We start from the raw sequence: 12444 nt of genomic DNA, 5'->3' as shown, positions 1-12444 counted from the left end.
CTCAGCCGAAGACTGACCGCGGGACGCCTGGCTGTATTAGCACTGTCACGCCATTCTCCCATCCGTCCGGAGCCCACCTTTTTGAACATGTTCAAAAAGGTGGCATACTCGATTCCCTGAACGTGTTCAAAAAGGGGAGTTCCGTGGCAGCAGTCAAGAGCGAGCAGACCAAGCAACGCCTTGCGGACGTGGCGCTGCGGATGTTCCGGGAGATCGGGTTTGAGAAGACCACCATGCGGGCCATCGCTGCGGAGGCGGGCGTATCCGTGGGCAACGCCTACTACTACTTCGCGTCCAAGGACGATCTGGTCCAGGAACTCTACGTCCGGGTGCAGGCCGAGCATGCAGCCAAGGCGGACGAAGCCCTCGAAGGAGTCAAGGACTTGGCCAGCAGGCTGAAGGCCACGCTGCACGCCGGCCTGGATGTCATGGCGCCCTACCACCGCTTCGGCGCCGACTTCGTGGCCACGGCCATCCGGCCGACGTCCCCGGTCAACCCGTTCGCCGGAGAGTCGACGGAGGCCCGTGAAGCCTCGCTGGGCATCTTCCGGGCGGCGGTGGAAGGCGCCAGTCCGCCCGCGCCGAAGAAGCTGCGCGCAGACCTGCCCGAGCTGCTGTGGCTGGGCTACATGGGGATCGCCCTGTTCTGGGTGTATGACACCTCGGACGGCCAGCGCCGCACCCGGAGACTCGTGGACGGAGCCGTCCCGCTGATCGCCCGGGGGCTCTCGCTCGCAAAAATTCCGGGCGTCAACAAGGTTCTGGACGATGTCCTCAGCCTGAGCCGCAGCATCCGCAACTGAAACATCATGGGGGAACAAATGATCAAAACACAGACGGTGGTCCTCGCCGGAGCTTCGGGCTTTATCGGCAGGTACCTCCGCGCGCGCTTCGAGCGGGACGGCTGGGCGGTGCGCACCATCGGCCGCCGGGTCACGACCGGCACGGCGACGTCGGCGGGCTGGAACGGCGACGGCGCCATCGCCCGGGTGCTGGACGGCACCGATCTCCTGGTGAACCTCGCCGGACGCTCCGTCCACTGCCGCTACAACGCGCGGAACAAAGCCGCTATCCTCGATTCCCGCGTTGCCACCACCGCGGCGCTTGGCCGCGCCCTGGCACGCTGCCAGGCGCCGCCGTCGTGCTGGCTTAACGCCAGCACCGGCACCATCTACCGGCACGCGGACGACCGGCCCCAAGCGGAGGCCGACGGCGAACTTGGCAGCGGCTTTTCCGTGGACGTGGCTCGGGCCTGGGAAGCTGCCCTGGCTGCGGCGGACACGCCCGGCACCCGGAAGATTCCGCTGCGGATCGCCATCGTGCTGGGACCTGGCGGCGGTGCGCTGCGCCCTTTCGCCACCCTGGCGCGGCTCGGCCTGGGCGGGCACATGGGCCCGGGAGGCCAGAAGTTCAGCTGGATTCATGTGGAAGATCTGTACCGTGCCGTCCGCTTCCTGCACGCACGGACTGACATTTCGGGCCCGGTGAATGCTGCCTCGCCGGACGTGGTGGGCAACCGCGAACTGATGCGGCTGGTCCGGCGGGCGTACGGTGCCAGGCTGGGCATCCCCACGCCGGAGTGGCTGCTGCGCCTGGGCGCGGTCCTGATCCGCACCGAAACCGAACTGGTGCTGAAAAGCCGGTGGGTGCAGCCGCAAAAGCTGATCGACGCCGGGTTCATCTTCCGGCAGCCCGAGCTGGGGCGCGCCCTGCTCAGCATCACCAAAGGCCGGCCGTGACGGGCGCCTGCGCCGCCATCGGACGGCTGGCGGTAGTACGCCTGGTGACCACGCGTGACGAAGTCGAGATCGGCGCCTGAGCCTGGCGTCCAGTCCTCGGCGTAAAGTTCAACGAGGAAGCCGACGGCCGCTTCCCCTACGACAAATACCTGCCGATCAACCGGCGGCTCGACGGATCGGTGCATGACTGGTGAACAAGCCAACACAAAATCCCGCCACGCCGTTCGACGTCATCGTGATGGGCGAAATCCTCGTAGAGGTCGCCACGGACGTCGCGTTCGCCCACGGCGTCCCGGCCCAGCTCGGCATCTCCGGGGACGCCCTCAACGTCGCGGCGGCCGCTGCGGCAGCCGGCGCCCGCGTTGGCCTGCTCTCGGCGCTGACCGACGACGACCTCGGCAAGGCCATCGCCGCCCGGGTTGTTGAACTCGGCATTTCCCCCGCCCTGCTGACATTCCGGACGGGACAGCAGGGCGTTTACCTGGTGCACTGCGACCCGGAGGGGCAGCGCGAATTCTCTTACGCCCGCAGCGGCAGCGTCGGTTCCAGCCTGGGCCCCGACGACGTCGATCCTGCAGTTTTCGCCGCTGCCGGGGCGGTGGTGGCAGGCGGCATCGCCTGCGCCATCTCCGCGTCGTCCCGCGCTGCCGTGGTGAAGGCGGCCGGCCTTGCCCGGCGCTTCGTCTTCGATCCGAACTTCCGCCCCCGGCTCACGTCCGCGGAGGACGCGACGGCGGCCCTGCTGGAACTTGCGCCGCGCACCTTCCTGGTCACGCCGTCGTTCCCGTCCGAAACGTCCGCGCTCCTGGGCTGCAGTACGGCGGAAGAGGCGGCGGCGAAGCTCCGGAGCCTCGGCGCCGCAAACGTTGCCGTGACCTGCGGGGCCGAGGGCATCCAGCTCGAAGGCGAAGGCCTGGATGGCTCGTGGATCGACGCCATTCCGGCCCCCGCGGTGGTGGACCAGACCGGAGCCGGCGATGCGTTCGTCGGCACCCTGACCGCCCGGATGGTCTTCGGCGACTCGCTCCCCGTGGCGGCCCGGTACGGTGCCGCGGCAGCGTCACTGGTCGTGGGCGGCAAGGGCGGTACAGGCTTTATCCCCACCCTGGCGCAGACCCAAGCCCATGCAGGAATCACTGGTACCGCATCATCGACACCGACGGGCTGGACGGCCTGAGAAAAGAGATCACCCATGGCTGACGCAACCAGCGTCCTGCACGTTTCCCCCGTAATTCCCGTCGTCACCATCGCCGACCCACAGCACGCGGTTCCCGTGGCCCGGGCACTGGCCGACGGCGGCGTGCGGATCATCGAGCTCACGCTCCGGACCGGCAGCGCCCTCGAATCGCTGAAGCGGATCGCCACCGAGGTGCCGGACATCCTGGTGGGGGCCGGCACCATCCTCACACCCGCGCAGGCCGACGCCGCGGCGGGAGCCGGTGCGCAGTTCCTGGTGAGCCCCGGGGTAACACCGGCACTGCTGGACCACATGCTGCGGCTGAACATCCCGGTCCTCCCCGGCGTGGCCACCGTGGGCGAGGTGATGGCTGTCCTCGAACGGGGTCTGACGGCCATGAAATTCTTCCCGGCAGGGCCCGCCGGGGGCCCGGACTACCTAGCCGCCATCGGAGCTCCCATCCCGCAGGTGCGGTTCTGCCCCACCGGCGGCGTCAGCCTGGACTCAGCGCCGTCTTACCTCAAGCTGGCGAATGTCTCCTGTGTGGGCGGCAGCTGGCTGACCCCGCGCGCAGCCGTCGAGAGCAATGACTGGGAGCAGATCACCAGGCTCGCACACGATGCTGCCGGTCTCAGCCGGGGCTAGTTCACGGGCCTCCGGGCGAGATTCGGACCGGGAAAGCCACAGGCGAAAGCCATGCGAAAAACCATGGCGGAAAGCCTCGGACGGAAGCTACAGTGGAAGCCAGTCCGGTTTCCACGTCGACCGGACCGCAGCGGGAAGGGAGGTGTTTTAGATGATTGCCATTGCCGTGCGCCCTCGGCGCCCCGAAACCATCAAAATAACCACCCCCGCCCCCAGCTTCCGTACCGCATAGGGCACTGCCCGCGGGATGCCACACCCTTGGGCCTTGCCCGCTAGTGGCCGGTGCCAGGGGGCTCCTTCCCGAGGTATCACACAGTGAAAAATTCTTCAGGCCCCGGCCTGGCCAGTCCTGTTACGTCCGCCTCCGGCATCGCCGGCCCAACCCTTTACGGCTACAACCCGGCCGTAGCGCGGCACTTCGCCGAAAACCCCGCACCCGCCTCCAGCGCGGACAATCCCTGCGAGCCCGGCCGCGTGGTGCGGGTTGACCGCAGCCTGATCCTGGTGGCTGTGGGCATGGAGCTCCTGCACCTCCCCTACCCGCTTGATGCGGATGTGCCGGTCACGGGCGACTGGGTGTGGGTGGGACCCAACCGTGCGGGTGACCGCCAGATCCTCAGCGTGCTGCCCCGGCATTCGGAGCTTAGCCGGAAGCGTGCCTTCGAGGACTCCTCGGCCGCCCAGGTCCTTGCTGCGAACATGGACGTGATCGGCGTCGTGGTCCCGGTTGACCGGCCGCTCACTCACAACCGGCTCGAACGGACCCTCGTCGCCGCCTGGGATTCCGGCGCCGTTCCCCTGGTGATTATCACCAAGGCCGACTTGGCGCGCGTGGCGGACGACGTCGTCGGGGAGGTCATCCTGCAGGCGGCAGGGGTTGATGTGGTCACCACATCGGCGGAGAACGGGGACGGGATCGATAACCTGCTGGCACATCTGCCCCCGCGCAGCACGCTTGTCCTGCTGGGGCCCTCCGGGGCAGGTAAATCCACCCTGATCAATGCCCTGGTTGGCCACAACGTGCAGCACACCGGCGAGGTCCGGGCCGGTGATTTCAGGGGCAAGCACACCACCACGTCGCGGGAACTGGTGCCGCTGGCGGACGGCACGGTCCTCATGGACACGCCCGGCGTCCGCGGGTTCGGGCTGTTCGACGCCGACGACGGGATGCAGCAGATGTTCGGGGACGTGGAGGAGCTTGGCCACCTCTGCCGGTTTTCCGATTGCGCCCACCAGCACGAACCCGGCTGCGCTGTGCAGGCCGCCCTCTCTGACGGCACGCTCGATGACCGCCGCTGGAACAACTACCGGAAACTCCAACGCGAACAGGCCGCGCTGGCCCGCCGCAAGGATGCCGCAGCCACCCGCGCCTATCAGCGCGAGTGGCACCAGAAAGTGGTGGGCGGGGGAAAATCCCAGCGTTCAGCAGAACGGGCCAGATCAGAGCGGGAGGAGGAACAGCGCTCAAAGCGGAAGCGGCGCTGAGCCACCGGGTGGCGGATGGCAGGATGGATCCATGACCTTTGCTTCAACCGCCGCCCAGTCCCCCGCCCAGTCCCCCGCCGTCGTCCTCACGATCGCAGGCTCCGAAGCCACCGGCGGCGCCGGCGCCCAGGCTGACCTGAAGACGTTCCAGGAGCTGGGCGTCTTTGGCATCGCCAACCTCACCTGCATCGTCTCCTTCGACCCCAACGACAACTGGAACCACCGGTTTGTGCCCATGGAGCAGCAGGTGATCGCGGACCAGCTGGAAGCCACGACGGCGGCGTACGGCGCCGCTGCCGGGGCGCCCTCCGGCGGGACTGAGCCGGGCCGCCCGGTCCTGGATACCGTCAAGATCGGCGTGCTGGGAAGCCCTGCGACCATTGGCACCGTGGCAGCAGCCCTGGCGGCGGGTGACTTCCGGAACGTGGTGCTGGATCCGGTGCTGATCTGCAAAGGCCAGGAACCCGGCCACGCGCTGGACACGGACCAGGCCCTCAAAGCGGAAATCCTGCCGCTGGCCACGTTCGTCACGCCCAACCACTTTGAAGCGGAATCGCTGTCCGGCCTGGTGATCACCGACGTCGAGTCCCTGAAGGCCGCGGCCATCCGCATCCATGAGCTCAGCGGGGCCGTGGTGCTCGCCAAGGGCGGGGTGCGGCTGTCAGGACCGGACGCCGTCGACGTTTACTACGATGGCGCGACCCTCGAGGTCCTCAGCGCCCCCAAAGTGGGCGAGGTGGCCGTGTCCGGTGCCGGCTGCTCGCTGGCCGCCGCGGTGACGGCCGAACTGGCCAAGGGCGCCGCGCCGCTCGAGGCTGCGCGGACCGCCAAGGCCTTTGTCACGGCAGGGATCCGGAACCGTGTGGCCTCCGGAGCCCCGTTCGACGCCCTCTGGCAGGGCGGCGCGCGCTAGCCACCCCACCACTCCCCACCCCACCCCACCCGAGGACGCTCTCTGACATGAAAATTGGGTGAGCACGGCGGGGGGCGTGGGGTGATGGGTGTTATCCGGCCTGTTGTAGGGGTTCGAGGGTGACTTGGTAGCCGAGGGATTCTAGTTGTCGTACGGCGCGGGCTTTGGTCTTGGCTGGTGCCTGTCGGGTGAAGTAGTCGGCGCCGGGGTCGTTGTAGAGTTCGCCGGTGGTGAGCATGTGCCAGGCTGCGGTGAGGATGGAGTGTTCGACGGCGACAAGGGCTTTGGCGGGTCCCCGCCGGGAGGCGACGCGGACGTATCTGGCGCTGAAGTAGGTGTTCTTCGATCTCGCGCAGGATAGGGCAGCGATGCCCAGCGCGCCTTTGAGGTACCGGTCGCCGGGCCGTGTTTTGGTGGATTTTACCCGTCCGGCGGATTCGTTGGATCCCGGGGAGGTGCCGGCCCAGGATGCCAGGTGCCCTGCGGTGGGGAACATGCTCATGTCGGCCCCGGTTTCGGCGATGAAGACTTCCGCGATGGTGGTGCTGAACCCCGGGATGCTCACGAGGAGCTCCCGGGCGAAACGAAAGGGCTCCATCGCCGCCTCGATCCTGGCGCTGAGGTCGTTGATGTCGGCGGTGTGGGCATCAATGCGGTGCAGATACAGTTCGGTCATGTAGCGGTGGTGTGCGCTGAAGCGGCCGGTGAGTGCTTGGGTGAGTTCAGGGATTTTGGACCGCAACCGGCGTTGGGCCATCTCCGCCAGGACCGCCGGGTCGGTCTGCCCGTCGATGAGTGCTTGCAGGATCAGGCGTCCGGAGACCCCGGTGATGTTCGAAGCTACCGAGGATAGTTTGATGCAGGCGTCCTCGAGGAGTTTCTCCAGGCGCTGGATCTCCCGGGTCCGTTCCTGGGTGATGATGGTCCGGGCCCGGGTCAGGTCCCGCAGTTCACGGATCGGTGGCGGGGGCACGAAGGAGGCCCGGACCAGCCCGTGGGCGCCCAGGTCGGCCAGCCAGGCAGCGTCGGAAACGTCGGTTTTGCGGCCCGGGACGTTCCTGGCGTCATGGGCGTTGACCAGGATGATGTTCAGCCCGTCGCCTTCAAGCAGGTAGTAGAAGGGGCGCCAGTAATCACCGGTGGCCTCCATGACCACCAGATCCACGTGCTCGTCCAGCAGGTGTTCCTTCAGCCCCAGGATCTGCCCCGTCATTGAGCCCCAGGTCGTGACGGTGGATGTGGTGGACCGGCCGCCGCGGCCCTGGATGCGGACACAGACCTTCGCGTCCTTCTTTGAAATATCGATACCCGCGCAGCGCGGGTGAATGACCTCCATGAGAGCCCACCCTTCCTCGACCGGTTCCAACAGATAGCGTCTGTGTCCCGGGGAAGGCGGATAAACAACAAATCTGACATTCGTGCTCAACGGCAACATTCCACGGTCCCGCGGACAAAAAGCTGTGCCCTCCACCACCAAACTCACTTACAGGCTCACCGGCACTAAAGAGAGACCGGGGTCGACCGGAACACACTCTCCAGTCTGCTCCGGCAGCCCAGACACAGCAAAGGTTCCCGGCAGCAATACATTTTCGGCCCCCACGGCGGAGCGCAGCGCCCCTGAGAAACTCACTTAATGTGGGTTTTTCGACAACGCTCGCTCACTATCTCCGGGAAAGTGAGCGAGCGTGCGGCCGTCGATTTTCCTGCATTAAGTGAGAGAGCGTCCGGCAAACGGACGACGGCGGGCCGTGCCGCACAGCGCCGCTACCGCGGGTCGGCCACCGTTCCCATGAACAGGGGCAGGCCGGTCTCCACATGCACAACCTGGTAGTGGAACGGCCGGTTGAAGTCGATGCTCCGCTCGGGCTCCGGCGGGGCACCGGTCACCATGCCGTTGATCTGAGTTACCGCGGCGGCAACGGTGCCCTTCTCGGCGACCGTGATGTTCGCTGCCTGGGCGGCCTGGGTGATCATCATCTGTTGCTGGATGGTGTTGAAGTCTTCCGTGGTGTTGAGCATCGTCTGCAGGCCGAGGGAGTCGAAAACCTTCCGCAGGTCAAAACTGGACTTGTGGTCCCAGCGGGGCAGCTGGATCTGCACGGAGGCCGGCCGGGCAGCATCCAAGGCGTCGGCGATTTCTGTGAGCTTCGCCGGACCGAAGTCCGCAGGGACGGGGCGGCCGGCGGCATCGGATGAGCGTTCCGGCAGGACCAACCGCATAACAAAACCGTCCGCGTAGGGAAGGTCAACCCCCTGCCAGCCGGCACCTTCCGCATATTTCATCCTGAGTTCGTTGTGCATGGCCGGCACATCGATCTCCTCACCGGCGGCTGTGGTGAAGGGCAGATCGGAGGAGTTGTTCGGGTCGAACGGCGCTCTCCAGGCGGCGGCGAAGTACAGGGAATTGAGCAGGCTGAACGTGTTCCGGGGGTCATACTTTGCGGGCGCTTCCTTGATCCGCCCGCCGGTGTTCCGGTTCACCCACGCATCCATGGCCGGCTTGGTTGTACCCTCATCGCTGAAGTTCACGGGGTACACGCCGGTCCCGTAGTGCCGGGCGAGGGTGTCCAGGAAGGACTTCCCGGCGGGCACGCCCCTGTCCACGAACAGTCCGTTCGCTGCGTGCATCACCGGTTTCCGCGGCGGGTTCTCCTCATCCACGGAGCCGGGGTCGCCGTCGAACTTCTCAAGCGAGGCGAGAACCGCGTTCATCGCCTCATCGCGCCTCGCCGCAGGGAATTGCAGGACGGCGTCCATCTCGGCGGCCGTACCGCCGGACGCTCCGGCCCGCAGCATGGCGAGGGCCACCAGCAGGCTGCCGGGTGAGGAGACCACGTTCCCGCTCGGACCGTCGCGGCCGTCGGTCAGCAGTGCCGAACCGAGGACGAATGCGGACGCCCGGAAGGCGCGCAGTTCAGTGGCGTAGGAGGCGCGGTCCACCGAAACCCGTTCAACGCCGTCGGCCGTGACCAGCTCCGGCGGGGCCGGGGCCGGGGCCGGGGCCGCGCATCCTGCCACTGCCAGCACCGCGCCGAACGCCATCATCCGCTGTAAACGAAACACTTCCGTTGCCTCCCCCGGCGCATCAGGCGGGAATCCGCCTCCTCCCAGTCAATTAGCGACGGCGGTCCACGGCGAGCGCGGCAGGGTCACGCTTTGCGCTCATTTCCGTCTCACGCGACGCGCGGGCGCTGGCGGACGCACCGGACCCGGGCTTAGCGCCGCGGAATGTTCCGCAGGTTGCTCCGCGCCATGCTGACCGCCTCGCCGGCACCGCGGTTCAGCACCACCTTGGACATAGCCGTCGCGAACCCCAGCACCTGCGTACCGGAGATCTTCGGCGGCAGCGAGAGCGCCTGCGGATCGGTGATGAGCTCCACCAGCGAGGGGCCGGGATGGGCAAATGCCGCCCGGTAGGCCCCCTCGATGAGCGCCGGATCGGCGACCCGCACGGCGTGGAAACCCAGCGCCCGTGCCACCGCGGCGTAATCGGCGTCGGGCACGTCAACGCCGAAATCGGGCAGTCCGTCCACCAGCATCTCGAGCTTGACCATGCCCAGGGTGGAGTTGTTGAAAACCACCACGTTGACGGGCAGTTTGTGTGCGGCCACCGTGATGAGTTCGCCCAGCAGCATCGACAGGCCGCCGTCGCCGGAAACCGAGACCACCTGGCGCCCGGGGTAGGCCAGCTGGGCGCCGATGGCGTGCGGCAGGGCATTGGCCATGGAACCGTGCAGGTACGAGCCGATCAGCCGGCGGGTGCCCAGCGGATTGATGTAGCGGGCCGTCCAGACGTTGCACATGCCGGTGTCCGCGGTGAAAATGGCGTCCTCCGCCGCAACCTGATCGAGGAGTGATGCCGCGTATTCAGGGTGGATGGGCTGCTTCTTCTCCACTTTGCGGGTGTAGGCACGGACGGATTTGTTCATCAGCCTGTCGTGCTTCTTGAGCATCTGGTCAAGGAACCGGCGGCTTTTCTTGGGCTTCAGCAAGGGCATCAGCGCGGCCAGGGTGGGCAGCACGTCGCCGTGGACAGCGACGTCCACATCCGTGCGCCGGCCCAGCCGGTGGGCGGCCCGGTCCACCTGGGCGGTGCGGGTTTCCGGCAGGAACTGGTCGTAGGGGAAGTCGGTGCCCAGCAGGATCAGCAGGTCGGCGTCCTCGATCCCCTCGGCGGCAGCGCCGTAGCCCAGCAGACCGGTCATGCCGATGTCGAAGGGGTTGTTGTACTGGACGAAGTCCTTGCCGCGGAGGGAGTGGCCGATCGGGGCGTTGATAAGTTCCGCGAGTGCGATCAGCTCATCGTGGGCACCCTCCACCCCGGCCCCGGCGAAGATCGCCACCTTCCCGGCGTTGTTGATCGCATCCGCCAGTTCCTGCACACTTGCCGGGTCAGGCGTCAGTGTGGCGCGCCGGAAGGTGGCCGGGAGGGGCGTCGGTGCGGTCGCTTCCAGCCCGGCAATATCGCCGGGGAGCGTCACCACAGCCACGCCGCCGAGCCCAAGGGCGTGCTGGATGGCGCTGTGCACCACGCGGGGCGCCTGCTCGGCGGTGCTCACCATTTCCGAGTAGACGGAGCATTCGTTGAAGAGCCGGTCAGGGTGGGTTTCCTGGAAGAAGCTGCTGCCGATCTGCTTGCTGGGGATGTGCGAGGCGATGGCCAGGACGGGCGCCCCGGAACGGTTCGCGTCGTACAGGCCGTTGATCAGGTGCAGGTTGCCGGGCCCGCAGGATCCGGCGCAGACAGCCAGTTTGCCGGTCAGCTGGGCCTCGGCTGCTGCGGCGAAGGCTGCCGCCTCTTCGTGCCGGACGTGGGCCCAGTCGATCCCGCCCTCCTTGGCGCCTCCCGTTTGCCGGACGGCATCAACAATCGGGTTGAGGCTGTCGCCCACGATCCCGTAAATCCGCTGCACGCCGGCAGCCTGGAGTTGTTCGATGAGCTGGTTGGCGAGTTCTTTGGCCATGGTGCACACTCCCGCGATCAGGTTGAAGGGCTGGCTGGTTGAAGAGCTGGCTGTTGATGAGCCGACAGGGCCAATATAGTCCCGCCGCGTGCGCGCACGTCAGGACCCAGCCGGAACGCTCTCTCACTTAACGCAGAAAAACCCCTGACGCGTTAGTTGTCAAGCTGTGTGGAGTCACTGGGCTTGTTTTTGGGGTGTTTTGGTCTCGGGCAGGTTGATCCCGACGTGGGGTTAACCTCTGTTGATGGACACCTGAAGTAGCGGGATCCTTGGATTCTGCGGGAAGGTGTTCTTGTGAGCACGACACGACGAAAATTCACCCCGGAGTATCGGCGGGAGGCTGCCCGCCTTGTGATTGACACGGGCAGGCCGGTCGCGCCGGTGGCCCGCGAACTGGGCCTGGGTGAGCAGCTGCTGGGCCGGTGGGTTGCCCAGGAACGGGCACGGCTGGCCGCTCCAGAGGAATCCGCGGCAGCGGAGGCAGGGAACTCCGAGCTGGAGCGTTTGCGGCGGGAAAACGCACAGCTGCGGATGGATAACGAGTTCCTGGGAAAAGCCGCAGCCTTCTTCGCTTCCAAGCAGCAGAATCGGAATGCTTCGAGCTGATGGAGGCGGAGAAGGCTAACTACCCGGTCCAGCGAATGGCCCGGCTCTTGGGGGTGTCCCGGTCCGGGTACTACGCTTGGCGCCGACGAAGCTCCGAGGAGTCGGAGCGGGCCATTGCCCGGGCGGAACTGGATGCGAAGGTCAGGCGGGCTCATGCGGATTCGTCCGGGATCTACGGGGCCCCTCGGGTCCAGGCGGCCCTGGCCAGGAACGGGACCGGCGTTGACCGGAAGACCGTGGCATCCTCAATGCGCCGGCAGGGCCTGGAAGGGATCTCTCCGCGGCGTTTCCGGCCGATAGCGCCGATCGGTGAGGCACGAGTCCATTCCATCCCGGACCTGGTGGCCAGGAAATGGGACACCGGGGCCCTGGACGCGGTCTGGATCTCAGACATCACCTACCTGCGCACCGATGAAGGCTGGGTGTATCTGTGCGCTGTCCGGGACGCCTGCTCCCGACGCGTGCTCGGATGGGCGATGGACTCAACCCAGACCACCGCCCTGGTCGAACGGGCACTGCGTATGGCCTACATCCTGCGCGGCGCAGGCCCGACCGGCGTCGTGTTCCACGCCGACCGCGGCACCCAGTACACCTCGACCCAGCTCAACGATGTCTGCACCGGGTTAGGCATCCAACAGTCCGTCGGCCGGACAGGGGTGTGCTGGGACAACGCCATGCAGGAATCGTTCTGGTCCACCCTGAAAACCGAGTTTTACGACCGGCGACGCTGGGCAACCAGGCACGACGCAATCCGGGCAACCGGCCGCTGGATCGAGGAGTTCTACAACCGTGCCCGGCTCCACTCAGCCATCGGCTACACCACACCCGTGGAACACGAACGACTCCTCACCACGGATAAACCTCAGCCGGCACAAGCCGCCTGATCGACTGTCCACGATTTGCGGGTAACCCCAG

At 66.8% G+C, this 12444-nt stretch carries 10 protein-coding genes; 7 read left to right on the top strand and 3 right to left on the bottom strand.

The features are described 5' to 3' along the window. Positions 1-143 precede the first annotated feature (143 nt). The 6 genes from PY310_RS12090 (at position 144) to PY310_RS12065 (ending at position 5959) form a co-directional block, all read left to right on the top strand. Positions 144-803, top strand: coding sequence for a TetR/AcrR family transcriptional regulator (locus PY310_RS12090; protein ID WP_275214634.1), 660 nt, complete (start codon positions 144-146; stop codon positions 801-803). A gap of 18 nt (positions 804-821) precedes the next feature. Continuing rightward, complete coding sequence (locus PY310_RS12085) at positions 822-1739, top strand: TIGR01777 family oxidoreductase (protein ID WP_275214633.1); 918 nt, start codon at positions 822-824, stop codon at positions 1737-1739. Positions 1740-1929: 190 nt separating this feature from the next. Beyond that, positions 1930-2916, top strand: a complete 987-nt coding sequence (locus PY310_RS12080; RefSeq protein ID WP_275214632.1) for a PfkB family carbohydrate kinase — start codon at positions 1930-1932, stop codon at positions 2914-2916. A gap of 15 nt (positions 2917-2931) precedes the next feature. Next, on the top strand, positions 2932-3561 hold the full coding sequence (eda, locus tag PY310_RS12075; protein ID WP_275214631.1) for a bifunctional 4-hydroxy-2-oxoglutarate aldolase/2-dehydro-3-deoxy-phosphogluconate aldolase: 630 nt from the start codon (positions 2932-2934) through the stop codon (positions 3559-3561). A 315-nt stretch (positions 3562-3876) separates the two neighbouring features. After that, on the top strand, positions 3877-5046 hold the full coding sequence (gene rsgA / locus PY310_RS12070) for a ribosome small subunit-dependent GTPase A (protein ID WP_275214630.1): 1170 nt from the start codon (positions 3877-3879) through the stop codon (positions 5044-5046). A gap of 31 nt (positions 5047-5077) precedes the next feature. Continuing rightward, positions 5078-5959 carry a hydroxymethylpyrimidine/phosphomethylpyrimidine kinase gene (locus PY310_RS12065; protein ID WP_275214629.1) on the top strand — a complete coding sequence of 294 codons (882 nt, stop codon included), beginning with the start codon at positions 5078-5080 and terminating at the stop codon, positions 5957-5959. Positions 5960-6050: 91 nt separating this feature from the next. Here PY310_RS12065 and PY310_RS12060 read toward each other — a convergent pair whose 3' ends face one another. The 3 genes from PY310_RS12060 to PY310_RS12050 all read right to left on the bottom strand — a co-directional run bounded on the left by PY310_RS12060 (position 6051) and on the right by PY310_RS12050 (position 10923). Beyond that, on the bottom strand, positions 6051-7295 hold the full coding sequence (locus PY310_RS12060) for an IS110 family RNA-guided transposase (RefSeq protein ID WP_275214628.1): 1245 nt from the start codon (positions 7293-7295) through the stop codon (positions 6051-6053). Between the two features lie 428 nt (positions 7296-7723). Next, positions 7724-9004, bottom strand: a complete 1281-nt coding sequence (locus PY310_RS12055) for a serpin family protein (RefSeq protein WP_275214769.1) — start codon at positions 9002-9004, stop codon at positions 7724-7726. A gap of 170 nt (positions 9005-9174) precedes the next feature. Then, positions 9175-10923 carry a pyruvate dehydrogenase gene (locus PY310_RS12050; RefSeq protein ID WP_275214627.1) on the bottom strand — a complete coding sequence of 583 codons (1749 nt, stop codon included), beginning with the start codon at positions 10921-10923 and terminating at the stop codon, positions 9175-9177. Between the two features lie 294 nt (positions 10924-11217). On the opposite strand from PY310_RS12050, the gene PY310_RS12045 reads away from it, so the two are divergent. Further along, a protein-coding gene (locus PY310_RS12045) for an IS3 family transposase (RefSeq protein ID WP_275214626.1) occupies positions 11218-12413 on the top strand; the annotation gives its coding sequence in 2 pieces (ribosomal slippage) (positions 11218-11485 and positions 11485-12413; 1197 coding nt in all). Positions 12414-12444: the final 31 nt, after the last annotated feature.

Origin of the sequence: Pseudarthrobacter naphthalenicus (assembly GCF_029076445.1) — a bacterium.
In the GTDB taxonomy this organism is placed as follows: Bacteria; Actinomycetota; Actinomycetes; order Actinomycetales; family Micrococcaceae; genus Arthrobacter; species Arthrobacter naphthalenicus.
The sequence above is the reverse complement of the archived record's forward strand: the minus strand, read 5'-3'. Positions and strand labels throughout refer to the sequence as shown.

Excerpts from the sequence above, each read along its gene's own strand:
- PY310_RS12085 (WP_275214633.1), top strand. The coding sequence starts at position 822 with ATGATCAAAACACAGACGGTGGTCCTCGCCGGAGCTTCGGGCTTTATC.
- eda (WP_275214631.1), top strand. The coding sequence starts at position 2,932 with ATGGCTGACGCAACCAGCGTCCTGCACGTTTCCCCCGTAATTCCCGTC.
- PY310_RS12065 (WP_275214629.1), top strand. The coding sequence starts at position 5,078 with ATGACCTTTGCTTCAACCGCCGCCCAGTCCCCCGCCCAGTCCCCCGCC.
- PY310_RS12060 (WP_275214628.1), bottom strand. The coding sequence starts at position 7,295 with ATGGAGGTCATTCACCCGCGCTGCGCGGGTATCGATATTTCAAAGAAG.
- PY310_RS12055 (WP_275214769.1), bottom strand. The coding sequence starts at position 9,004 with ATGATGGCGTTCGGCGCGGTGCTGGCAGTGGCAGGATGCGCGGCCCCG.
- PY310_RS12050 (WP_275214627.1), bottom strand. The coding sequence starts at position 10,923 with ATGGCCAAAGAACTCGCCAACCAGCTCATCGAACAACTCCAGGCTGCC.